The sequence below is a fragment of the Rheinheimera sp. UJ51 genome (assembly GCF_020819615.1).
GTDB classification, from domain to species: domain Bacteria; phylum Pseudomonadota; class Gammaproteobacteria; order Enterobacterales; family Alteromonadaceae; genus Alishewanella; species Alishewanella maricola.
Genome location: NZ_JAJHOG010000001.1, coordinates 338,457 through 361,849, shown reverse-complemented (window position 1 = coordinate 361,849; position 23,393 = coordinate 338,457). Strand labels below are relative to the sequence as shown.

Sequence of the window (23,393 nt, the reverse complement as noted above, 5' to 3'; positions counted from 1 at the left end):
TAACGGCTATTTCGCCAACACAGTAAGTATATTGCTTGCTAATGATGTTGATAATGCCTATAAATAATGAATGACTTTTTAGTTTTAATTGATAATGAATCTTGAGCATTTAACCTTATTTGTCCGTGTTGCGGCGCTTAATAATATTAGTTTGGCGGGGAGCGAGTTGGGGTTATCACCAGCTGTGGCCAGTGCCCATATCAGTAAGCTTGAAGAAAGTTTAGGCGTGCGCTTATTGCACCGAACCACACGTAAAGTGGCGTTAACCGAAGAAGGGCAAGCTTTTTTACAGCATGCGGAAGATGTGTTAGCCAGCGTTGAAGCGGCTAAAGCCGCGGTAGGTGCGGGCAGTGTGTTACCCAGTGGCACCTTGCGTATAGCGGCACCGGCTTCGTTTGGGCGTATGCATTTACTGCCAGGGTTAACGCTTTTTATGCAAAACTACCCACAACTGAAAATCGATTTAAAGTTATCCGATAACATTGTTGACTTAGTAGAAGGGGGTTTTGATATCGCAGTACGAAATTCCGAGTTAAAGGACTCCAGTTTAATTGCCCGTAAACTGGCCACCGATCAGCGCGTACTTTGTGCTGCACCTGCGTATTTAGCGCAGGCAGCAGCACTTGAGAAGCCTGAGGATTTAGCCAACCATAATTGCTTAACCTTAATGGGATTAGACCGCTGGCATTTTCAGGCGGCCGAGCGTCAGATCAGTATTAAAGCTAAAGGCAATTTTAATACCGATAATGGTGAGGCCTTGCGTGATGCCTGTGTCAACGGCTTGGGTATTTCCATCAATTCAACTTGGAGTGCTTATCAACATTTATTACGCGGTGAATTAGTGAGGGTGCTGCCTGATTACCCGTTAATTTCTGATACTGCGATTTGGGCAGTGTATCCAAGCTCAAGGCAGTTAGCGCCTAAGGTGCGGGCCTTTATATCTTTTTTTAGTGACTATTTTGGTCAGCCTCCATTTTGGGATCAGGCGTTAGCCGACAAAGAAAGTTAATACAGCGGCTTAATGCCTTTGCTTTAACGCTTTGCAGTGAACTGATAGCGTATGCCCAGCTGGATTTTCCTCGATAAAACACAAGTATTGTTGTGCTGCAGCTGTTAAAATTCTGTCTAGTAAACTGATGCCATTAGGCACATGCAGGAATTGTTATGTCAGCACAAAAGCCAAGAGGCACTAAGCCAACTGATCCATTGCAAAAGCCTTGGGCCAAAACCGATAAATTTGCCAGCAATAAAGCAAAACGTCAGCCAGATGCGGCGAAAGTGCGTACCAACAAACCGCCAAAAACCGTGCAAAGCGATGAAAGTAAAGTGTACGGTGAAAACGCGTGTCGGGTATTATTTGCTCAGCGGCCAGCAGCCGTGATTAGGTTGTATATTTCGCAGCAACTTGCCCCGAAGTTCGCCGATGTAATGAAGTATTTAGCCGCAGCGAAAAAAGCCTACCATATTGTTGATGATGCCGAGCTTGAAAAAGTAGCCGGCAGTGGCCATCACGGTGGCATAGTGCTGCTGGTAAAACGTAAAACGCAGCAAAAACTTGCTGACTATTTACAACAGAAAGGCCGCAAACAAGATTGTTTGCTGGCGTTAGATGGTGTAGGTAATCCGCATAATTTAGGCGCCATTACCCGCAGCTGTGCCCATTTTGGCGTGGGCGGCATTATTATGAAGCAGCCTGAGTTATTACAATCGGGCGCGGCGCTACGCACCGCTGAAGGCGGCGGTGAATTTGTGGATGGTTTAAGTTGCGACAATCTGCCACTGGCGCTGAAGCTTTGTAAAGAGGCGGGTTATACGCTTATTACCACCTCTAGCCATGGCGGCAACTCGTTATATAACACGCCATTACCGGCCAAAGTGGTGATTGTGTTTGGTGAAGAAATGTTTGGTGTATCGCAACATGTCGCGAAAAACGCCGATATCGCGCTGCAAATACCCGGCACCGGTAAAGTGGAATCGCTTAATGTGAGTGTGGCCGCAAGCTTAATTCTGGGTGAGTGGTATCGGCAACAAGGTTAGCGCGCGTTGTAGTATGGGTAACAGCGACGATTATTAGCGTCGCTGCTGTACATCGTTAAGGGGTATTTGCCAGTGAGCTTAGTGCTTTGGGTAAGGTTGAGCCAACATAACTGAAGCGCGGGATCAGTTCGCCAGCAATATCAACGTTTTCACTAAACATGGTGGCGGGGCGAGCCCACAGGCCAAAATCGCCGTACAGCGCACGATAGATCACCAGCCATTCGGCGGTTTCGCTATGCATAGCCAAGTCAACAACTTGGTAATAACGCCCTTTGTAGTGTTGATAATAGCCTTGTGGCAAGTCAGGCTTAGTGTTGTTGTTCATGCCAGCCCTCAAAAATGATTTGTGCCGATAAGCTGTCTACTTTGTCTTTACTCAGATTACGGTAACCGCCTTCTGCAAATAGTCTACTGCGCGCATCTGCGGTGGATAAGCGCTCATCATGAAGCACAACGGCTAAACCAAAGCGGCCATGGAGGCGGTTGGCGAATTTACGTGTTCGCACGGTAAAGTCTTGCTCAGTACCGTCCATATTAAGCGGTAAACCGACTAACAATAACTGCGGTTGCCAGTCTTTTATTAAGCGCTCAATCTGCTCCCATTCCGGAATGCCATCACGCGCTTTTAAAGCAGGAAGTAAGGTAGCACTGCCGGTTAATTCTGAACCGACAGCGACCCCGATACTTTTGGTGCCATAATCAAAACATAAAATGGTGCGATGTTGCATTAAGCGTGGCCAGCCTCGTTGGTTAATTGCCAAGGTTTAATGCCAATGGCCGCGGTTGCGGATTGCCATTTTTCAGCATGGATCAAATCAAAAATGATATGATTATCGGCAGGCACTACTAGCCAGCTATTATCTGCAATTTCTTGCTCTAACTGGCCGGCGGTCCAACCGGCATAGCCCAGCGCCAAAATAAACTTCTCTGGCGCAGCGGCGGTGGTTAAATCCATCAAAATATCTTTTGAGGTAGTGACCATTAAGCCGTTTTCCAATGGCATACTGCTATGATAGCCCGGTTTAGCGGTATGCAATACAAAGCCACGATCACTCTGTACCGGCCCGCCAGCACAAACTTGGCTACTGGCCACCGGGCTGTCGGCATCAAAGGTTATTTCGAGTTGTTTTAATAAATCAGCCACGCTGACCGGGAGAGGGTGATTGATAACAATACCCATAGCGCCTTCATCATTGTGCTCACAAACATAGGTTACACTGCGTTTGAACATCGGATCGTCCAAGGCAGGCATAGCGATGAGAAAATGGTTCTGAAATCCTTGCATACAACCTCCGCGATATCATTACGGCGTTAAGCGTGCTGCCAGGCGCTGTTCAATGGCGTCAAACAACATGCCGGTAATACTGATCGGGAAAGCGGCTTCGATTTCCCGAATACAGGTTGGACTGGTGACATTGATTTCAGTTAATTTATCGCCGATAACATCTAGGCCGACGAAGATTAACCCTTTGGCTTTTAGTGTTGGACCGATGGCTTTAGCGATTTGCCAATCGGTTTCAGACAAGGCTCGAGCTTCACCTCGACCACCCGCAGCCAGATTGCCGCGTGTTTCCCCTGAAGCAGGGATCCTTGCTAAGCAGTATGGCACAGGTTCACCATCGATCACCAATATTCGTTTATCACCTTGGGTAATTTCTGGAATAAAACGTTGGGCCATAGCGTAACGACTGCCATGTTCAGTGAGCGTTTCAATGATAACACTGATATTCGGATCGCCCGGTTGTAAGCGGAAGATCGATGCGCCGCCCATACCATCCAACGGCTTCAAAATAATATCTTGCTCAGCTTTATAAAAGGCTTTTAACCGCGCGGGATCACGGCTAACTAAGGTTTTAGGCGTAAACTGACTAAACCAGCTGGTATAGAGTTTTTCATTGGCATCACGCAGACTTTGTGGCTTGTTGACGATTAAGGTCCCCAAGTCTTCTGCTCGCTCTAGCATGTAGGTAGCATAAATATATTCAGTATCAAACGGGGGATCTTTACGCATCAGGATCACGTCAAGTTCGCTCAAGGCGATATCTTGTTCAGTACCAAATTGATACCAGCTTTGTTGATCTTGTTGTACCCGCAGCGTAACCGTGCGGGCACGCGCTTGACCTTGTAATAAATACAAGTCGGCCATTTCCATATAATGAATTTCATAACCACGATTTTGCGCCTGCAGCAGCATGGCAAAGCTGGAATCTTTATTGATGTTGATTTGGCTGATGGGGTCCATCACGATACCCAGTTTTATCGTCATAACATTTAACCTTAGGCAAGATCGCCAAATTGCAATTGCAAGGCACTAATGGCGGTTAGTGCAGCCGTTTCTGTTCGTAAAATGCGCGGTCCGAGCTGAATACCCGTAAACTGAGCTTGGGCCGTAGCGATAACTTCGGCATCCGTAAAGCCGCCTTCCGGGCCAATAACCAGCCGAATTGTTTGCGCTGGACTTAATGTTTTAATGGTGGCGCTGGCGCGCGGATCCAAGGTGAGTTTTAATTCTTTTGTTTGTTGGGCCAGCCATTGCACTAAAGAAATCGCCGAATGTACCCTTGGCACAACACTGCGACCACTTTGTTCACAGGCACTTATGGCAATTTTTTGCCATTGCTCGTTACGTTTAGCCAAACGTTCACCATCCAGTTTTACGCCACAACGTTCGGTAAACAGGGGGGTAATCTCAGTCACACCTAACTCTACGGCTTTTTGAATGGCAAAGTCCATGCGATCGCCGCGTGAAATACCCTGACCTAAGTGAATAGATAGCGGTGACTCAACCGGGTTAGCCTGTTGTGCCACAACCTGTACCTGCACCTGCTTTTTGCTGACATCAACAATGTGGCTGTCGTAATTAAAGCCATCGCCATTAAAGAGTTGTATGGCTTGGCCCGTTTGCATGCGTAACACGCGAGACACGTGATTTGCTGCGTCATCATCAAGAAGCAGTGTTTGATTAACACTTAAAGTTTGAGGAGTATAAATACGAGGTATACGCATGCCGGCGGTTCCGATGCTAAAAGCGTTAATGTTAGCAGCCTGAGCTGCGGGTTCAAAATAAAAAACCGCTGCGAGCAGCGGTTTTGCAAAGTGGCGTTAAACAACTTAGCGCACTGGCACGTACTCGTAAGTTGAACCGAGGCCCAGCGGAATATCTAACGCCCAGAAGCCCAGTAAGAAGGCCGTCCAAAGCACCAGCATCACGACCGAGAAGGGCAGCATAAGCGCCACTAGGGTGCCGATACCGCTATTTTTCACGTATTTCTGGCAAAACACCACGATCAGCGGGAAGTAGGGTAGCAGTGGCGTAATAATATTAGTTGAGGAATCACCCACACGATAAGCCGCTTGGGTTAAGTCAGGTGAAATACCCAATTCCATCAGCATGGGCACCATAATCGCGCCAATCAGAGCCCATTTAGCCGAAGCTGACCCCACGACTAAGTTAACAAAACCCGACAAGAACACGATACCAACCAGCGTCATACCCAAAGGCAAGCCCATGGCTTTTAACGCATTGGCGCCTTTTAACGCGAGTAACACACCCAGATTAGACTGGTTAAAAGCATATAAAAACAAGGCGCAGAAAAACGCCATCACAATATAATAGCCCATACCACTCATGGCATGGCTCATACCTTTGACCACATCACGGTGATTTTTTACCGAGCCAGACACATAGCCATACACAATACCTGGCACTAAGAAGAAGACAAATATAATAGTCACAATCGATTTCATCAGTGGTGCGGCGGCAGTAAGCAATGGGTTTACACCGGCTAATACCTCTTCTGGTTTTGCTGCCCATGGCGTTTGCTCTGGCACCACGATACTCAGGGCAAGTAAGGCGATAACCGCTAACATCGATAAGCCTGCGGCTCGTAAACCACGAGACTCATTAGGCGTTAAGGCTTCCATTGTCACCATTTGTGACGTATCACCATCAACTTTAGTACTTTTCAACCGAGGTTCAATCACTTTATCCGTCAGCACCCAACCAATGGCAACAATCAAAAAGGTTGAAGCGGTGGTAAAGATATAGTTGTTAAGCGGGTTGATGGTGACGCTGGGGTCAAGAATTTGTGCTGAGGTTTGCGTTAAGCCGGCCAGTAATGGATCTAAGCTTGAAGGCACAAAAAAGGTGGCAGAGAAGCCGCCGGATACACCCGCGAAGGCGGCAGCAATACCGGCTAATGGATGACGACCTGCAGCATAGAATATCACTGCGCCAAGCGGTACCACGAGCACATAGCCTGCATCAACTGCAACGTGGCTGAGTACACCTACCGCAACAAGAACTGGGGTCAGTAGCATTTTCGGGGTAACGGATAAAATTGAGCGTAGGCCAGCATTAATAAAACCGGTATATTCGGCAACGCCTAAACCTAGCATCGCAACCAGTACCACACCCAGCGGCGGGAAGGTGACAAAGGTATTGACAATATTGGAGGTGAAGTTCGTTAACGCTTCACCCGAAAGCAAGTTGACTATGGCAATTTGTTGACCAGAGCGAGGGTCCAGTTCATCAAAGCTCACGCCAGACAGTAACCACGAGGTTACCCAAACAATCACCATTAACAATGCAAATAATACGGCAGGATCGGGCAATTTATTACCCACCACCTCAATCGTATTGAGCGCACGATTCATCCAGCCATTGTTATTGGCTGCGGTTTGTTCAGACATAACATATCCTTTTTTATTTTTTTATTGTGTACTCACTGTTTCAGTGAAAGACCCTGGAAGGTACAACTAATCAATAATCATACACAAAACTTGGCGTCAGGTAAGCGGCAAATCAGCTGAACGGCCATTAAAAAAAGAAAAAAGGAGAGCTCAGCTCTCCTTTTTTTAGTTTTTATACAACAACTGCTTATTTTGCGTACTGACGCAGTAACTCGGCTTTATCGGTTTGTTCCCACGGGAACTCGTTGCGGCCGAAGTGACCATAAGCGGCAGTAGGCAGATAAATCGGTCTTTCCAGTTGCAGCATTTCAATCAAACCATGTGGGCGAAGATCGAAATGTTCACGCACCAGTTTGATTAACTCATCTTCACTCAGTTTGCTGGTGCCGAAGGTTTCTAAGCTGATAGAAGTTGGCTCAGCTACGCCGATGGCATAAGACACTTGTAATTCAAGACGCTCGGCCAAGCCGGCAGCCACTAAGTTTTTCGCGACATAACGTGCAGCGTAGGCCGCTGAGCGGTCAACTTTTGATGGATCTTTACCTGAGAAAGCCCCACCACCGTGACGTGCCATACCACCGTAAGAGTCAACGATGATTTTACGACCGGTTAAACCACAGTCGCCCATTGGGCCGCCAATGACGAAACGGCCAGTAGGGTTAATAAAATATTTGGTTTTGCTGGTGAGCCATTCAGCCGGTAATACCGGTTTAATAATGGTTTCCATTACGGCTTCACGTAAATCAGCGGTGCTAATCGTGTCACAATGCTGCGTTGACAATACCACTGCATCGATACCGATGGGCTTACCGTCTTCATAAATAAAGCTTAACTGCGATTTTGCATCGGGACGTAACCACGGTAAAGTACCGTCTTTACGTACTTGCGCCTGACGCTGTACTAAACGGTGAGAATAAGTAATAGGAGCAGGCATCAAAACATCGGTTTCGTTGCTTGCATAGCCAAACATTAAACCTTGGTCACCTGCGCCTTGCTCGCTTGGATCGGCACGGTCAACACCTTGGTTAATGTCAGGAGATTGTTTACCAATTGCGTTTAACACTGCACAAGAGTCAGCATCAAAGCCCATGTCTGAGTGGGTATAACCGATTTCACGCACGGTTTTGCGAACGAGCTCTTCGATATCAACCCAAGCTGAAGTAGTGATTTCACCACCCACAAGTACCATACCGGTTTTAACGAAGGTTTCACACGCAACACGTGCTTTACTGTCTTGTTGTAATATTGCATCCAGCACTGCGTCTGAAATCTGATCGGCAATTTTATCCGGATGTCCTTCAGAAACTGACTCAGACGTGAAAATATGTTGTGCCATTAGTTGTTTTCCACCACGTTGGTTAATGCGGAATGCGCCAAAGCGCCTGTCTAAAATTACGCCTATTTGCAAAAGGTTGTACCGGCAAGCTATGCCAGTGCAGGTTGCAAAGTGATGGGCGCCAAAAAAATAGCCGCTAATTTTAGTGAAAACCGCGGCTGATTACCAGTAATATTTGACGCCCAGACGTCTTTCTTTCCGTCAATTACGCCACTCGCTGTTTTTAGATCAGATGCCAAGGAAATAAAGGCATCTAGCAAGATTAACATTTGCCATCTGCCGGCAGCTGAGTGAAAATAGTGGCAATTTAAGCAGCAAGCTAGGCGCTTAACCTGCCTTGCGCCCAATTTTCAGGAGTAAACATGCCATCTCGTAAACAACTTGCTAATGCTATCCGTGCACTCAGCATGGATGCGGTACAACAAGCTAAATCGGGCCACCCAGGTGCACCCATGGGCATGGCAGATATTGCCGAAGTACTCTGGCGGGATTACTTGAAGCATAACCCAACCAATCCAAATTGGGCTGATCGTGATCGCTTTGTGTTATCAAACGGCCATGGCTCAATGCTGATTTATTCTTTATTACATCTTAGTGGTTATCAGTTAAGCATTGACGATCTAAAACAATTTCGTCAATTACACTCTAAAACCCCGGGTCACCCAGAATACGGTTATGCCCCTGGTGTAGAAACCACTACGGGTCCATTAGGGCAGGGGATTACCAACGCCGTAGGTATGGCTTTAGCAGAAAAAGCCTTAGCCGCACAATTTAATCAGCCAGGTTTTGATATCGTTGATCACTTTACTTACGTGTTCTTAGGCGATGGCTGCTTAATGGAAGGCATTTCGCATGAAGCCTGTTCTTTAGCGGGTACTTTAGGTTTAGGTAAGCTGATAGCCTTTTGGGATGATAACGGTATTTCTATTGATGGCCACGTTGAAGGCTGGTTTACCGATAATACTCCAGCGCGCTTTGAGGCCTACGGCTGGCACGTTGTGCCGAATGTCGATGGTCATGATCCTGAAGCAGTAAAATCAGCCATTGAGCAAGCGCGTGCGGTTACCGATAAACCCACCTTGATTTGTTGTAAAACGGTGATTGGTTATGGCTCGCCTAATAAAGGTGGTAGCCATGATTGTCATGGCGCACCGCTGGGCGATGCCGAAATTGCCGCTGCTCGCGCCTTTTTACAATGGCCCCATGCGCCTTTTGATATTCCAGCAGATATTTATGCAGATTGGGATGCGAAAACCACTGGCCAACAAGCAGAAGCAAAGTGGCAACAACTGTTTGCTAGCTATCAAGCGGCTCACCCCGCTTTAGCCGCGGAGTTTTTACGGCGCAGCAGTGGAGCATTACCGGCGAATTGGGCAGAGCAAAGCCAAGCCTATATTGCTAAGCTACAAGCTAACCCGGCAACGATTGCCACGCGTAAAGCATCGCAAAATGCGCTAAATAATTTTGGCCCTTTATTGCCTGAGTTTATGGGCGGTTCGGCCGATTTAGCCGGTTCTAACCTAACTATTTGGTCGGGCAGTAAGCCGCTGACTGCCAAGGATGCCAGCGGTAATTATGTTTATTACGGCGTGCGTGAGTTTGGCATGTCAGCCATGATGAATGGTATTGCCTTACATGGCGGCTTTGTACCTTATGGTGCGACCTTCTTAATGTTTATGGAATATGCACGCAATGCTGTGCGCATGGCCGCATTAATGAAGCAACGGGTTATTTTTGTTTACACGCACGATTCCATTGGTTTAGGTGAAGATGGTCCAACACACCAACCGGTAGAGCAACTAGCCAGTTTACGTGTTACCCCTAATTTAATGAATTGGCGTCCTTGTGACCAAGTTGAATCAGCGGTGGCTTGGCAACAAGCTATTGAGCGAACTGAAGGGCCAAGCAGCCTGATTTTTACGCGTCAAAACTTGGTGCAACAAACCCGTAATGCTGAGCAATTAGACGCGATTAAACGCGGTGGTTATGTGCTATTAGATAGCGCTGATGCACCTGAGCTGATTTTTATTGCCACAGGTTCAGAAGTGGAACTGGCTATGCAAGCAGCAAAACAATTACAAGCTGACGGTAAAGCGGTACGTGTTGTTTCCATGCCCTCTACCGATGTGTTTGAGCAACAAGATGCCGCATATCGTGAAGCCGTTTTGCCAAAAGCCGTAACCAAACGTGTTGCGGTAGAAGCGGGCATTACAGATACATGGTATAAGTATGTGGGTTTGAACGGTGCCATCATTGGTATGAACTCTTTTGGTGAGTCAGCCCCGGCAGAGCAATTATTTGCTCACTTTGGTATTACTACCGAAAAAGTACTTGAGGCAGCTCAGCAATTACTGAGCTAAGTTAAGCTTTTATAACGGCTCATGTTGAGTCTGTGCTGTTCATATCAACGCTAATGGGGCCAACAAGGCCTCGTTACGCCGGCAAGGATGCATGAGGTATGGTGGTGATGTTTTGCATCATCACCCTGCTTCATTTCATATTTGCACGGCGCGTTAGGTGCACAGTATTACCCGCAGATAAGGTTCTTGCAGTTACGTTTATGGCAATAAAACTGGCAATAAACGGCTTTGGCCGTATTGGACGCAATATCTTACGTGCCATTTATGAAAATGGCTGGCAACAGCAATTCCAAGTTGTCGCGATTAATGAATTGGCCGACGCAGCCGGTGTCGCACATTTATTAAAGTATGACAGCTCGCATGGTCGATTTGGTTATGCTGTGCAATCGTTTGCGGGGGGGATAACGGTGGCTGGCGATAATATTGCGTTATTTGCTCAGGCCGATCCGTTGGAATTACCTTGGCGCGAATTAGCAGTGGATGTGGTACTGGAGTGTACCGGCATTTTTTCTACCCGAGAGCACGCACAGTGGCATCTCGATGCGGGTGCCAAGCAAGTGTTATTTTCACATCCCGCGGCAGCGGACATTGATGCCACTATTATTTACGGTATTAATCAGCATTTACTCGAACCGAGCATGCAAGTTATTTCAGCCGGTTCTTGTACCACCAATTGTATCGTGCCGGTGATTCAGGTGCTCGATCAGCATTTTGGTGTGGAAAGCGGTACCATCACGACGATTCATGCCTCGATGAATGATCAACAAGTCATCGACGCTTATCATCCTGATCTCCGCCGCACGCGAGCGGCCAGTCAATCGATTATACCGGTGGATACCAAATTAGCCTTGGGTATCGAACGCATTATGCCACACTTAGCTGGCCGTTTTGAGGCCATTGCGGTGCGGGTACCTACGTTAAATGTCACGGCAATGGATTTAAGCGTTACCTTAGATCATGATGTCAGTATTCATGATATCAACCGGGTGTTACGCGAAGCCAGCCAACAAGCATTGCGCGGTATCCTCGATTATACTGAAGAGCCTTTAGTTTCTGTCGATTTTAATCATGATCCACATTCCTGTATTGTTGATGGCTCGCAAACGCGGGTTAGTCATAAACGTTTAGTTAAGTGTCTAGTTTGGTGCGATAACGAGTGGGGTTTTGCCAATCGTATGTTGGATACCGCCAGAGCTATGGCAGGGTAAGCTTTTTGCAATGGAGAATAAAATGTCAGTAATTCGCATGTCCGAACTGGATCTTAGCGGTAAAAGAGTTTTAATCCGCGAAGATTTAAATGTCCCTGTTAGTGAGGGGGTTGTTACCTCAGATGCGCGCTTAAGAGCGGCAATGCCAACCATAGAGTTAGCATTAAGCAAGGGTGCAAAAGTGATGGTGATGTCGCATTTAGGCCGACCTGAAGAAGGCGTCTTTGACAGCGCCTCATCGATGCAACCCGTGGCTGATTATTTAGCAAAAGCACTCACTGTCCCTGTGCGGTTAGTCGCCGATTATCTTGAGGGGATCGAGGTTAACGCTGGTGAAGTGGTGGTTTTTGAAAACGTGCGCTTTAATAAAGGCGAAGGCAAAAACAATGACGAGCTGGCAAAAAAGTTAGCGGCATTATGTGATGTTTTTGTGATGGACGCTTTTGGTACTGCGCACCGCGCACAGGCGTCTACTCACGGTGTGGCTAAGTATGCACCTGTTGCCTGTGCGGGCCCTTTGCTCACCGCTGAATTAGATGCCTTAGCCGCAGCACTGAAAAATCCGAAACGGCCATTGGTGGCTATTGTCGGTGGTTCTAAAGTGTCAACTAAACTCACGGTACTGGAATCGTTATCCAATATTGTGGACCAACTGATTGTCGGTGGCGGTATTGCCAATACCTTTATTGCCGCCAATGGCCATAATGTCGGTAAATCGTTATGCGAAAATGATTTAATACCAGAAGCGCAGCGCTTGATGGCTCAAGCAAAAGCGCGCGGTGGCAACATTCCTGTACCCACAGATGTCGTGGTGGGTAGCGCCTTTAGTGCTGATACAGTAGCGGTTTTAAAACCGGTTGCTACAGTTAACAACGATGACATGATCTTTGATATCGGACCAGACAGCATTGCAGAACTTACCGCTATACTAAAACAAGCCGGCACGATAGTCTGGAATGGTCCTGTTGGGGTGTTCGAATTTGCGCAGTTTGGCGCAGGTACTGAAGCTTTAGCTCGCGCTATTGCAGAAAGCTCAGCGTTTTCTATTGCAGGTGGGGGAGATACCTTAGCCGCAATTGATAAATATGGTGTAGCGGCAGATATTTCTTATATCTCAACCGGTGGTGGTGCCTTTTTGGAGTTTTTAGAAGGTAAAACCTTACCAGCGGTCGCCATTTTAGAAGAACGTGCAAAAAAATCTTAAAATAACTAAACTAAAATCTTACTACTGTACCTAACAAAAAAAGAGAGGAACTCATGGCACTGATATCATTACGGCAAATGCTGGATCACGCCGCCGAATTTGGTTACGGCATCCCGGCATTTAACGTGAATAATCTGGAGCAAATGCGCGCTATTATGCTGGCAGCTGAGAAAACCGACAGTCCGGTTATCGTGCAAGCATCGGCAGGCGCGCGGAAATATGCTGGCGCACCTTTCTTGCGTCACTTAATTTTAGCTGCGGTGGAAGAGTTTCCACATGTGCCGGTTGTAATGCATCAAGATCACGGTACCTCATTAGGTATTTGCCAACGCTCAATTCAGTTAGGTTTTTCATCAGTCATGATGGATGGCTCGCTAGCGGAAGACGGTAAAACCCCAACTGACTATGCTTACAATGTGAATATAACACGCAAAGTTGTTGAAATAGCGCATGCTTGTGGTGTATCGGTTGAGGGCGAGTTAGGTTGTTTGGGCTCGCTTGAAACTGGCGACGCGGGTGAAGAGGATGGCATTGGTGCAGTGGGTAAACTAACGCACGATCAAATGCTTACTGATCCGGAAGAAGCCGCACAGTTTGTTCGCGAAACACATGTTGATGCCTTAGCCATTGCTTGTGGTACTTCTCATGGTGCCTATAAGTTTAGCCGGCCACCAACAGACGACATTCTGGCGATTGACCGAATTAAAGCGATCCACCAACGTATTCCAAATACCCACCTTGTTATGCATGGCTCTTCTTCAGTGCCGCAAGACTGGTTGGAGATTATCAATGAATATGGCGGTGCTATTCCTGAAACCTATGGCGTTCCGGTTGAACAGATCCAGCAGGGAATCAAATTCGGTGTGCGTAAAATTAACATCGATACTGATTTGCGCTTAGCCTCTACGGGTGCTATTCGTCGTTATATGGCAAAGCATCCTGCAGAATTTGATCCTCGTAAGTATTTACAAGAATCTGTGAAGGCGATGTCTGATATCTGTATTGCACGTTATGAGGCATTTGGCTGTGCTGGCCAAGGTAGTAAAATTAAGCCATTATCTCTAGATGCGATGGTAGATTTGTATACGGCAGGCAAATTAGTGCCGCATATAAAATAAGCAGAGTTATTAATAAGAGTTAAAAAAAATTAATAATGAGTTTATCGGTACTCAGAAAATGGTGTTAAACCATACAAAACCCGCATAAATACAGGTGTTTCAGGGGCGTCTGTCAGTTGACATCTTACTTTTTACCTGTAATGATGCGGTTGGTTTACCCTCTAAAACGAGGGTCTGCTGTCGTTATCAACGGCGACCCTTACAACATCAGGTTACGTTAATCAGCAATCATTGGTTGGGAACTATGTTTAATAAAAAAACTCATATGAGTCTTGTGGCCTCTGCGTTGGCAGGCAGCTTCGCGCTGGCTGGTTCAGCTGCAGCAACAGACTTAAAAGATCTTCATCAAGCAAATAATCAAATTCAACGTGCTGCTGTTCAGTCACAAGAGAAAATCAACACAATTTATGAGCAAGCTCAAGAATTGTTAGGTGAGTACCGTGTAGTTGTTGACCAAACAGACAACTTAAAAGTATACAACGATTTCTTAGCTACCTTAGTTGCTGACCAACAACGTCAAATCAACTCTGTGCAACGCCAGATTGACGGTCTTGAAAAGACTAACCAAGGTACAGTTCCGCTCATGTTCCGCATGATCGATTCTTTAGAGCAATTCATCAAAGCCGATATTCCACTGCGTACTGAACGTCGTTTAGAGCGTATTGAGCGGTTACGTGAATTGATGGCTCGCTCAGACGTACAACGTTCAGAGCAATTCCGTCAAATCCTTGAAGCCTATGAAATTGAAATGGGTTACGGTAGCGAGTTAGCGGCTTTCCAAGGCACGTTAACCACTGGCGGTAGCGAAATTACGGTTGATTACGTTCACTTAGGCCGTTTATCTTTAATGGCAATCGCTTTAGATGGCAGCGCTGGTTGGGTGTTCAATAAGAGCACTGGCGAGTGGGTTTCATTAGACGCTTCCTATTTACCTTCAGTAGGTAATTTCATCAAGATGGCTCGTCGTGAAGCCACGCTTGAAATGGATCGTGTACCACTTTTCGCAGCGGAGTAAGAATAGATGAAAATGGCAATTAAAAGTTTAGTTGTTGCTGCGGCAGTTACACTTTCTGCGTCAGTAGCTTTCAACGCGGTAGCAAATACCGAAAAGTTAGACCAATTACTGCAACAAATTCAACAGCAACGTACAGTTGAAGGCCGCGTTAACCAAGAGCGTGAGCGTGCATTCTTAGCTGAGCGTGCTGATAAGCAAGCATTATTAAATGCGGCGAAAAAAGCCTTAGCTGATCAAGAAGCTCGTGGTAAACGTTTACAGCAAGAATATGCTCAAAACGACATCCTTATCGCCCAAAAGCAACAAGAGTTACAAAGCGCTTTAGGTACTATGGGTGAAGTATTCGGTGTGGTTCGTCAAACAGCCAACAAAACACTGGGTACCATCAGCAGTTCAATCATCAGCGCCGAATATCCTGGCCGTGATGTACCATTACGTGAAATCGCTGCAGCAACTGAACTTCCAACCTTAGATCAGATGGAAGACCTGTGGGTGGCTATGTTAACTGAAATGACTGAATCAGCTAAAATTTCAAAATTTGACGCTGAAGTGGTTGAGTTAGCCGGTGGTACTTCTACACAACGTGTAACTCGTTTGGGTTCTTTCCACTTAACCACAGCGACTGATTATTTGATCCGTAACGTTGATACTGACCAAATCCAGCCACTGGGTCGTGCACCACAGTCTAAAATCCAAAGCTCAGTTGCTGCATTTAACAGCGCAGGTGCTGGTGAATTAGCGGGTATGTATGTGGATCCAACTAAAGGTAACTCACTGTTACGTTTAAACCAACAGCGCGCAACATTGATGGAATACTACCATCAGGGCGGCACGGTTGGTTATTTGATCACCGTATTATTAGCTATCGGTTTACTGATTGCTTTAGAGCGTATCCTAGTATTAGCTTCTGTTGGCGGCAAAATGCGTGCACAGCTGAAAAACCTGGGTGCACCATCAGAGAAAAACCCACTGGGTCGTATCCTGAAAGTTTACCACGACAACAAATCAGCTGATGTTGAAAACTTAGAGCTTAAGTTAGACGAAGCCATCCTACGTGAAACCCCAGCGGTTGATCGCGGTATCGGCTTAATCAAACTGTTTGCTGCAGTAGCACCGTTAATGGGTCTATTAGGTACAGTAATCGGTATGATTTTAACGTTCCAACAAATCACGTTATACGGTACAGGTGACCCGAAACTGATGGCAGGTTCAATCTCTTTAGCATTGGTAACCACTGCTCTAGGTCTGATTTGTGCTTTACCATTGTTGTTCGTTCACAGCATCGTACAGTCACGTGCTAAATCAATTCTACAAGTTCTAGATGAGCAAAGCGCGGGTATTGTTGCTGCTCACGCGGAGAAGGAGAAAGCCTAATGAATCTCCAGCTAGTAGGGCTGTGGGAATCAGTACAGGATTTTATCCATACGGGAGGCAACGTCCTGTACGTTGTCGCCATAGTGCTCTTCGTCATGTGGGTATTGATGATAGAGCGTTACTGGTATGTCACTTCAATCTTTACTAAGATGAAACGGGAAATCATTGCTAAGTGGGATGCTCGGGAAGATACAACTTCCTGGTATGCGCATAAAGTCCGTGATTGCTGGATTTCTGAAGCGACGGATCAACTCGATCAAAGAATGTTACTGATTAAGACACTGGTTGCAATGTGCCCATTAGTGGGTCTGCTTGGAACGGTAACGGGTATGATTGCGGTGTTCGATATCATGGCCACCCAAGGTACTGGTAACCCTCGCACAATGGCGGCGGGTATCTCCATGGCAACTATCCCGACAATGGCGGGTATGGTTGCGGCTTTGTCAGGTGTATTTTTCAGTTCGCGGCTGGAAGTTAAAGTCAAACGAGAGAAAGCTGATCTCGTAGACAGCTTACCGCATCATTAAGAGAGAATTTTTATGGCACGTAAACGTATACGCGAAGACGAAGAAGCCGCAATCGACATTACGCCGATGATGGATATCGTTTTCATTATGTTGATCTTCTTTATCGTTACGACTTCTTTCGTGAAAGAAGCGGGTATCGATGTCAACAAACCTGAAGCGGCCCAGGCCACTAAAAAGCCTAGTGCGACAATCTTTATTGCTATCCGTGCTAACGGTGAAGTTTGGATGGACAAGCGTCCGGTTGATGTAGAGCGGGTTTCTGCGAACATCGAGCGGTTAAGAGCTGAGTCACCTACTGATACCATTATCATTCAGGCAGACAAAGAATCGAAACACGGTGTAGTAATGGAAGTTATGGACCAGATTAAAGCAGCTGATCCGTCGCTTGTTATTACTGTTGCTGGGGAGAATAACTAATTATGGTACGTTTCCTAACATCGTTAATTATCGGTGCCGTGGTAACGTTCCTGTTGTTTCTGATTATGGCGCTGCTCATTGAGGGCAGCGGCGAGCGGCGTCCTCCTGAGCAGGAGCGTATTATTATAGAGATTAATACGACACCGCCGGATTCAGATACACAGACGCGGACTCCACCACCACCGCCACCGCCACCACCACCGGCCCAGCCGCCTAAGCAGCAGCAGCCGGAGCCAGAAATGAGCAACACTGCAGGTGCTGTGTCGTTCAATATGCCAGGTCTTGATCTGGGTGCAAACACGGGGTTAGGTGATCCAGGCTCATTGTTACGTGATGGTGATGCAACGCCTATCGTACGTATTGAACCTCGGTATCCTGTGCAAGCAGCGCGTGACGGCTTACAAGGCTGGGTACGTTTAAGCTTTACTATCATGGAAGACGGCAGTGTGGATGAGGTTGAAGTGATTGAAGCCGAACCACGTCGCGTATTTGACCGTGAAGCTATCCGTGCACTGCGTCGTTGGAAATACAGCCCGAAAGTTGTTGATGGCAAGCCAATGCGCCAGCCTGGCCAACAAGTACAGCTAGATTTCAGCTTAGATATGCAACAGGGAGATTAAAGAAATGAAAAAATTATCTTTATTAACCTCAGCTCTGATCGTTGCCGCCAGTTTTAGTTTTTCTGTACCAGCAATGGCACAGGTTAACATTACTGATGCTGACAGGGCGCGCATTGAAGAACGCAAAAACCGTAAAACGCAGTTACCTGGTGAGCGGGTAGGTCGCGCTGTAACTAAAGCTTATGAGCTTTACAGCGAAGAGAAAATTGACGAAGCCTTGCAAGTATTGCAAGAAGTTCGTGGTGGCAATGATTTCGATAATGCGTTTTTAGCACGTTTTATCGGGTCTTTATATGCCTCTAAAGACACTAAGCAAGCGATCAAGTATCTTGAACAAGCCGTTAAATCTGACTTATTAAGTTTTTCGGATCACTCCGCATCGCTAAGGTTGGTTGCAGATTTGCAGTCAATGGAAAGCATGCACAAAGACTCGATTAAAAACTATGAAGCTTGGATGAAGTTTACCGGTGAGCAAGACCCAGATGTTTATCTGCGTGTTGCGAATGCTTATTACCAACTAGGTGATTACAAAAACGTCCTGACTCCAATTGATAATGCTATTCGTTATGCCAAACAGCCTAACAAACAGTATTACATGCTGAAAATGGGCGCCTTGTATGAGTCTAAAAACTACCCGAAAACGGTAGAAACGGTAGAAACCATGGTGCAACTGTTTCCTGAAGAACGCCAATACTGGGTTTATTTAGGTAACTTTTATACCTTAGTTGAAGATTACCAAAAATCGTTAAGTGCTCTGCAAATTGCTTACAACAATGGTTATTTGCAATCAGAGTCTGAGCTGAAAACGCTTGGACAAATGTATGCAAATAACAACATTCCGCATAAAGCGGCAGCGATTTACGAAAAATACATGAAAAGCGGTAAGATCAAAAAAGATCGTACCATGTTAAATGCCATTGCATCTAACTTCCAAGCTGCTCGTGAATTTGGTAAAGCCGCTGAGTACTACGGTGAATTAGCTAAAATGACCAATGAAGCTGATGCGTATCGTCGCCAAGGTATGGCTTACTTAGCCATCCAAAAGTACAACGATGCCATTAAAGCTTTTGATGCCTCTTTAGCCATTGATTCACGTGATGCCGGTAAGATCCATATGAGCTTGATGGAAGCTTACTTCTATCAAGGTAAATATCGCGAAGCAAATGCTGCATTGCAAGCGGCCAAGCGGGATCCAGCAACTGAGCGTCAAACACGTAGTTGGCAGAGCTACATCAATGAAAAAGCGCGAGTGAAAAACATCAGCTTATAATTGATACGCTTACTAAAAAACCCGCTAAATAGCGGGTTTTTTTATCAAATTGTTTAAGCAATTTTGTATTACAGGTAATGATGAACTATTTGGCACATCTGGCTCTAGCACAGCCTACAGCGTCATCGTTAGTGGGGAATTTGTTGGGAGACTTCTCTAAAGGCGTATGCCTTGTTTCACTTGCCCTCTCAATTAAAGCCGGCCTTGCTAATCATCGAGCAGTAGATGCCTTTACTGATGCAGATAATGCTATTTGTCTGGCTAAACGGCAATTTTCACCGACAAGGCGGCGCTTTGCTGGGGTGGCTTTGGATGTATTATTTGACCACTTTTTAACAGTACATTGGTCTCGCTTTTATGCAGAACCTTTTAGTCGCGCTAAGTTAGCGCTCTACCAGCAATTAGCCCATGCGGAGCCTCTAATGCCAGCGCAGATGTTGTGGACTATGCAAAAAGTGCGACAGCAAGATTGGTTTGAAAGCTACCAGCAATTACCTCGAGTCGGCATGGCGTTAGATAGGATTGCTCAGCGAATTCGTTTTGCCAATCAATTCGCCGGTATTATTACTGAAATTACTCCGCGCTATACTGAGCTTGAACAGGTATTTTTAGACTTTTACCCCAGGTTACAACAACATGTGCGACAACAGGCTTTAGAGCCGATTATCATGCCCGCGCAGCGTTAGCTAGTGCCTTGCAAACGCCTATCAAGCCTGCAAATGGTTATTTCTTTAAAGCGGTATGGTTTTAGCCTTCGGTATGTTTTTGCTGCTCAGCCAGTTTGCTGGCTTCCGCGGCTCTTCTCTCTTCTAAATGTTTTAAGTGTTGTGCTTTATGTTCGCGGGCTTGTTGATAAGCATCGCTAAAAGCGGCCGCCAATATACCCGTTGGCATGGCGACTAAACCAATACCAATTAACGCGGTAATTCCGGCACAAAACTTACCCAGTGGCGAAAGCGGGGTAACATCGCCATAGCCCACAGTGGTGAGTGTGGCAATTGACCACCACATGGTACGCGGGATACTGCCAAAGTCTGCTGGATTACTTCTCCCTTCCACCAAATATAACAATATCGACGTGAGTAACAGTAATAAAAGGGCTATCAGAAAGCTGATCCCCAATTCGGTTTGCCGTTTACGAATGGATTGCAGCAGTAAAGTGAGGGAGTAATTAAAGCGTGTCAGCCGGGATAGACGCAGAATACGGAAAACGCGCATCAAACGAATCACCAACAGCGGTAAATCTTCGGACAATGGCATAAAAGTTAACAGCACTAAGATATCCAGCAAAGTCCAGCCAGAAAAAATAAAGCGCCAACGGCTAATTCCCTGCTCACCATGCCCATAAGGCGCAATATAGATACGTAAGGCTAACTCAGTAGAAAATATGATTAATAATATCTGATTAATTAAAACAAAGTATTCAGGGTAAGCCTCTGTTAATAAGGGTTCTGTTTCTAAAATGGCGAAGATTGTGGAAAGTACAATGACAACGCATATAAATAAATTGAATGGCGATAGCCCTTCTTGACGCCATGACGAAGGATCTATTTGTTTTGCCAGCCAATTTCTTTTATTCATAGAGATTAAAGTGCTCGTTTTACTCATAAACTAGCCTAGCAGTACTAGGCTTTCGACTCAAGCGTCGTCCTTGTTTTGCAGTGTAATAGCATGGCTTAATTTAAATATCAGTGGGCGCAAGATAACTTCTGCCAAAATGGCCGCATACAACCAGCTTATCAATAACACACTTATCCCGGCCGATAATACGTTTTGCTTTAAGGTACTTTCGTAGTAAAACACGCTTATTAGCCCCAGTAAGCTGCATAAAAAAGCGGCACTGTAACAAAGTCGGTATTGGAAACGATAAAGGTTAGCGAGATTTATCATACTTTCTTTTCCAAATAGATGATGACTAAATAAAAAGCGCACACCTAACAGGCTTTGTATGAAACCGGTAAAACCTGCTGCAAGTAGTGTCATTAAGCTGATAAAACCCAATAAAAAAATAGCTGAGATCATGTCAAAATAAATGAAAAGCTGACGTTGTGAAGCGATAATGATGACAGATGCCAAAATGATTAACAGTAAGACTAACGTAATAATACGATAGCTACTGCTTGCCAAAGACCAAGTAGTTTAAGGTAAGGTATTATTTTTACGCAGTTTATTAGGGGCGATATTAAAAGCAGCAGATAACGATAATAATGTTTCAGCGGAACCCCCACCATCTCGTTCTAATCTTTGGATGGTTCTGAGGCTCAAGCCACTTTGTTTGGCTAATAGCTCCTGTGATAGTCCTTGCTCTAGCCTTAGTGCTTTTAGCTTTTCAGCTACGATATCCATAATAAGCCCTTATTCAAATTCTCAATAATCTTGTCAGTTAATGTGAACAAACCCAAGTAAACCCGTATTAATACGTCTAGGCAAGGGGCGGTGGGTTTTTAGTGACGACAAGCTTATGCCAATATAGCGACAGCTCGCTGTCAGGCTTAATTTTATTCTTTGCCGTAGATTATTGTCGTAATAACATTCTATGATCTGGGCCTTGCAGCCGCTTTCAGGTAGGCTAGTTATGGCAATTTAAACTGTTATACAATTTAAACAGTGATGTTAGATAGCAGCGCTAACAGAGGACATTATGACAGAAGTATATTACCCGATTGGCCGTTTAGGCCAGCCTTGGCAAGCGGCTGAGAAACAACAATGGTTGGCGTTACAAAAAGTACAACGCAGTTATCAGCAGGATGTGTTAGCGTCATTCGCCACGCTCGATGCGCATTTCGAGAGAGAGCAATATGGTGAGGTTGATTATCAAGCGCAAGGTTTTGCTTGTTACCCGCTTTATATTTTAAAGAGTCGTGATTGGCGAGACGATAAACCCTTAGCGTTAATTACCGGTGGCGTACATGGTTATGAAACCAGTGGTGTGCATGGCGCTTTGCGATTTGCGGCGCAGCATGCTGCAGCGTATTTAGCTGATTTTAATCTGTTGATTGCACCTTGTATCAGCCCTTGGGCCTATGAAACGATTAATCGCTGGAGCCCTTTGGCGGTGGATCCAAATCGCTCATTTAGCGGTGATAGTGCAAGTGACGAAGCACGTTATTTACGTGAGTATTTACAGCGACTGGGTATCACCCCTTTGTTACACATTGATTTACATGAAACCACCGACAGTGATAATACGGAGTTTCGCCCAGCAAAAGCTGCGCGCGATGGCACCGTCAATACCAATTGGAACATTCCGGATGGTTTTTACCTCGTTGGCGATACAGAGCGACCCGAGCCGGCATTTCAGCAAGCGATTATAAATGAAGTCGCCAAGGTAACGCATATCGCGCCGCCGGACGAAAACGGTGAGTTAATTGGTGATCCTATGGTACAACCGGGGGTGATCAATTATCCAAAGAAAGCCTTGGGTTTATGCGGTCGTGTTACAGAGGCCCCATATGTGACCACCACTGAAGTGTATCCAGACAGCCCCAGTGCCATGCCTGAACAATGCGTTATGGCACAAGTTACCGCGATTTGTGCTGCTTTAAACTTTGTTAGGCAAGCGAGCTAGCATGGATGTCAGGATCCGTCTGCTGCAAGTGGATGATCTTGCTAAGGTGGTTGCCTTGCAAGATCACTGCTATAGCGACGATTTATATGAGCCACCGGCGTTACTCGGTGCGCGTTTAAAGGTGGCGGCAGAAAGTTGCTGGTTGGCCGAAAATACGGCAGGTGAGTTACTTGGCTATTTATTCAGTTATCCTGCGCTGACGCAACATGTGACTGTTTTAGCCAGTCAATTCGAGCGCGCAGCGGCAGCGGATCTATTGTACCTGCATGATCTGGCCGTTAGTGAGGCTGCGCGGGGTAAAGGTATTGCCGCCATACTGTTAAAACAAGCTGAGCAGCATGCGGCTGCTTTATCGCTGCCATGTTTAGCCTTAGTTGCTGTTCAAAAATCGCAGCGTTTTTGGCATAAACAGGGCTTTATTACGCACAGGCTGTTAGCCGAAAACGCCCAGTGCGCTTTGCATAGTTATGGCTTAGATGCAGTGTATATGCAGAAGCCTTTAACCAGTGGCTAATTTTTTAGTTATGCGTATATCAAACTGAGCTCTGCTGCGGGTGCAGCTGCTAAAAACTGGCTTGTTGGCTTTTAGTCTCTGGGGCTTTAGCCTTATTGCCTGCTTGTAACATCTACAGTAGCGCCGCAACGAG

At 46.0% G+C, this 23,393-nt stretch carries 25 protein-coding genes; 15 read left to right on the top strand and 10 right to left on the bottom strand.

Annotation, left to right across the window (positions count from 1 at the left end; genetic code table 11):
- Window positions 1-94 precede the first annotated feature (94 nt).
- Complete coding sequence (locus tag LMJ53_RS01595; RefSeq protein WP_229584476.1) at window positions 95-1,009, top strand: LysR family transcriptional regulator; 915 nt, start codon at window positions 95-97, stop codon at window positions 1,007-1,009.
- Between the two features lie 155 nt (window positions 1,010-1,164).
- Window positions 1,165-2,037: a tRNA/rRNA methyltransferase gene (locus LMJ53_RS01590; protein ID WP_229584475.1), complete on the top strand. Its 873-nt coding sequence runs from the start codon at window positions 1,165-1,167 to the stop codon at window positions 2,035-2,037.
- Window positions 2,038-2,092: 55 nt separating this feature from the next.
- On the opposite strand, the gene LMJ53_RS01585 is transcribed toward LMJ53_RS01590, so the two are convergent.
- The 7 genes from LMJ53_RS01585 to metK form a co-directional block, all read right to left on the bottom strand.
- Complete coding sequence (locus LMJ53_RS01585) at window positions 2,093-2,362, bottom strand: DUF1653 domain-containing protein (RefSeq protein WP_226751862.1); 270 nt, start codon at window positions 2,360-2,362, stop codon at window positions 2,093-2,095.
- A complete protein-coding gene (gene ruvX, locus LMJ53_RS01580; RefSeq protein WP_229584583.1) occupies window positions 2,346-2,765 on the bottom strand; it encodes a Holliday junction resolvase RuvX in 420 nt (139 codons plus the stop codon). Before ruvX ends, LMJ53_RS01585 begins: the two co-directional genes overlap by 17 nt.
- Complete coding sequence (locus LMJ53_RS01575; protein ID WP_226751864.1) at window positions 2,765-3,322, bottom strand: YqgE/AlgH family protein; 558 nt, start codon at window positions 3,320-3,322, stop codon at window positions 2,765-2,767. Before LMJ53_RS01575 ends, ruvX begins: the two co-directional genes overlap by 1 nt.
- A gap of 18 nt (window positions 3,323-3,340) precedes the next feature.
- Window positions 3,341-4,303 (bottom strand): glutathione synthase, encoded by a 963-nt coding sequence (gene gshB / locus LMJ53_RS01570; RefSeq protein WP_229584474.1) that lies wholly within the window; start codon window positions 4,301-4,303, stop codon window positions 3,341-3,343.
- Between the two features lie 11 nt (window positions 4,304-4,314).
- Entirely contained in the window at window positions 4,315-5,043 is a 729-nt protein-coding gene (gene rsmE, locus LMJ53_RS01565) for a 16S rRNA (uracil(1498)-N(3))-methyltransferase (protein ID WP_229584473.1), read from the bottom strand.
- A gap of 105 nt (window positions 5,044-5,148) precedes the next feature.
- A complete protein-coding gene (locus tag LMJ53_RS01560) occupies window positions 5,149-6,729 on the bottom strand; it encodes an AbgT family transporter (RefSeq protein WP_229584472.1) in 1,581 nt (526 codons plus the stop codon).
- Window positions 6,730-6,916: 187 nt separating this feature from the next.
- Window positions 6,917-8,065 carry a methionine adenosyltransferase gene (gene metK, locus LMJ53_RS01555; RefSeq protein ID WP_229584471.1) on the bottom strand — a complete coding sequence of 383 codons (1,149 nt, stop codon included), beginning with the start codon at window positions 8,063-8,065 and terminating at the stop codon, window positions 6,917-6,919.
- A gap of 362 nt (window positions 8,066-8,427) precedes the next feature.
- Between metK and tkt the strand changes: the two genes are divergently transcribed.
- The 11 genes from tkt (at window position 8,428) to LMJ53_RS01500 (ending at window position 19,864) form a co-directional block, all read left to right on the top strand.
- A complete protein-coding gene (gene tkt / locus LMJ53_RS01550) occupies window positions 8,428-10,425 on the top strand; it encodes a transketolase (RefSeq protein WP_229584470.1) in 1,998 nt (665 codons plus the stop codon).
- Window positions 10,426-10,625: 200 nt separating this feature from the next.
- Window positions 10,626-11,633 (top strand): erythrose-4-phosphate dehydrogenase, encoded by a 1,008-nt coding sequence (gene epd, locus LMJ53_RS01545; protein ID WP_229584469.1) that lies wholly within the window; start codon window positions 10,626-10,628, stop codon window positions 11,631-11,633.
- 22 nt (window positions 11,634-11,655) lie between these two features.
- The gene (locus tag LMJ53_RS01540; protein WP_229584468.1) at window positions 11,656-12,837 is read left to right on the top strand and encodes a phosphoglycerate kinase; all 1,182 of its coding nucleotides are present in this window, start codon (window positions 11,656-11,658) and stop codon (window positions 12,835-12,837) included.
- Window positions 12,838-12,890: 53 nt separating this feature from the next.
- Window positions 12,891-13,955, top strand: coding sequence for a class II fructose-bisphosphate aldolase (gene fba / locus LMJ53_RS01535; protein WP_229584467.1), 1,065 nt, complete (start codon window positions 12,891-12,893; stop codon window positions 13,953-13,955).
- A gap of 244 nt (window positions 13,956-14,199) precedes the next feature.
- Entirely contained in the window at window positions 14,200-14,970 is a 771-nt protein-coding gene (locus tag LMJ53_RS01530; protein WP_229584466.1) for a DUF3450 domain-containing protein, read from the top strand.
- Window positions 14,971-14,976: 6 nt separating this feature from the next.
- Window positions 14,977-16,344 (top strand): MotA/TolQ/ExbB proton channel family protein, encoded by a 1,368-nt coding sequence (locus LMJ53_RS01525; protein WP_229584465.1) that lies wholly within the window; start codon window positions 14,977-14,979, stop codon window positions 16,342-16,344.
- A complete protein-coding gene (locus LMJ53_RS01520) occupies window positions 16,344-16,871 on the top strand; it encodes a MotA/TolQ/ExbB proton channel family protein (protein WP_229584464.1) in 528 nt (175 codons plus the stop codon). Before LMJ53_RS01525 ends, LMJ53_RS01520 begins: the two co-directional genes overlap by 1 nt.
- 12 nt (window positions 16,872-16,883) lie before the next feature.
- Window positions 16,884-17,288 carry an ExbD/TolR family protein gene (locus LMJ53_RS01515; RefSeq protein ID WP_226751876.1) on the top strand — a complete coding sequence of 135 codons (405 nt, stop codon included), beginning with the start codon at window positions 16,884-16,886 and terminating at the stop codon, window positions 17,286-17,288.
- A 2-nt stretch (window positions 17,289-17,290) separates the two neighbouring features.
- Window positions 17,291-17,908 carry an energy transducer TonB gene (locus LMJ53_RS01510; protein ID WP_226751877.1) on the top strand — a complete coding sequence of 206 codons (618 nt, stop codon included), beginning with the start codon at window positions 17,291-17,293 and terminating at the stop codon, window positions 17,906-17,908.
- 4 nt (window positions 17,909-17,912) lie between these two features.
- Window positions 17,913-19,178, top strand: a complete 1,266-nt coding sequence (locus tag LMJ53_RS01505; protein ID WP_229584463.1) for a tetratricopeptide repeat protein — start codon at window positions 17,913-17,915, stop codon at window positions 19,176-19,178.
- A gap of 77 nt (window positions 19,179-19,255) precedes the next feature.
- Window positions 19,256-19,864, top strand: coding sequence for an ACP phosphodiesterase (locus LMJ53_RS01500; protein ID WP_229584462.1), 609 nt, complete (start codon window positions 19,256-19,258; stop codon window positions 19,862-19,864).
- A 61-nt stretch (window positions 19,865-19,925) separates the two neighbouring features.
- Here the strand turns inward: LMJ53_RS01500 and LMJ53_RS01495 are convergent, their stop codons facing one another.
- The 3 genes from LMJ53_RS01495 to LMJ53_RS01485 form a co-directional block, all read right to left on the bottom strand.
- Window positions 19,926-20,759, bottom strand: coding sequence for an ion transporter (locus LMJ53_RS01495; RefSeq protein WP_229584461.1), 834 nt, complete (start codon window positions 20,757-20,759; stop codon window positions 19,926-19,928).
- Between the two features lie 57 nt (window positions 20,760-20,816).
- The gene (locus LMJ53_RS01490; protein ID WP_229584460.1) at window positions 20,817-21,161 is read right to left on the bottom strand and encodes a hypothetical protein; all 345 of its coding nucleotides are present in this window, start codon (window positions 21,159-21,161) and stop codon (window positions 20,817-20,819) included.
- Window positions 21,162-21,317: 156 nt separating this feature from the next.
- Window positions 21,318-21,524 (bottom strand): helix-turn-helix domain-containing protein, encoded by a 207-nt coding sequence (locus LMJ53_RS01485; protein WP_229584459.1) that lies wholly within the window; start codon window positions 21,522-21,524, stop codon window positions 21,318-21,320.
- A gap of 295 nt (window positions 21,525-21,819) precedes the next feature.
- Between LMJ53_RS01485 and LMJ53_RS01480 the strand changes: the two genes are divergently transcribed.
- Both LMJ53_RS01480 and LMJ53_RS01475 read left to right on the top strand, forming a co-directional pair.
- Window positions 21,820-22,746, top strand: a complete 927-nt coding sequence (locus LMJ53_RS01480) for a M14 family metallopeptidase (RefSeq protein WP_229584458.1) — start codon at window positions 21,820-21,822, stop codon at window positions 22,744-22,746.
- A gap of 1 nt (window position 22,747) precedes the next feature.
- Window positions 22,748-23,260 (top strand): GNAT family N-acetyltransferase, encoded by a 513-nt coding sequence (locus LMJ53_RS01475; RefSeq protein ID WP_229584457.1) that lies wholly within the window; start codon window positions 22,748-22,750, stop codon window positions 23,258-23,260.
- The last annotated feature ends 133 nt before the right edge of the window (window positions 23,261-23,393 follow it).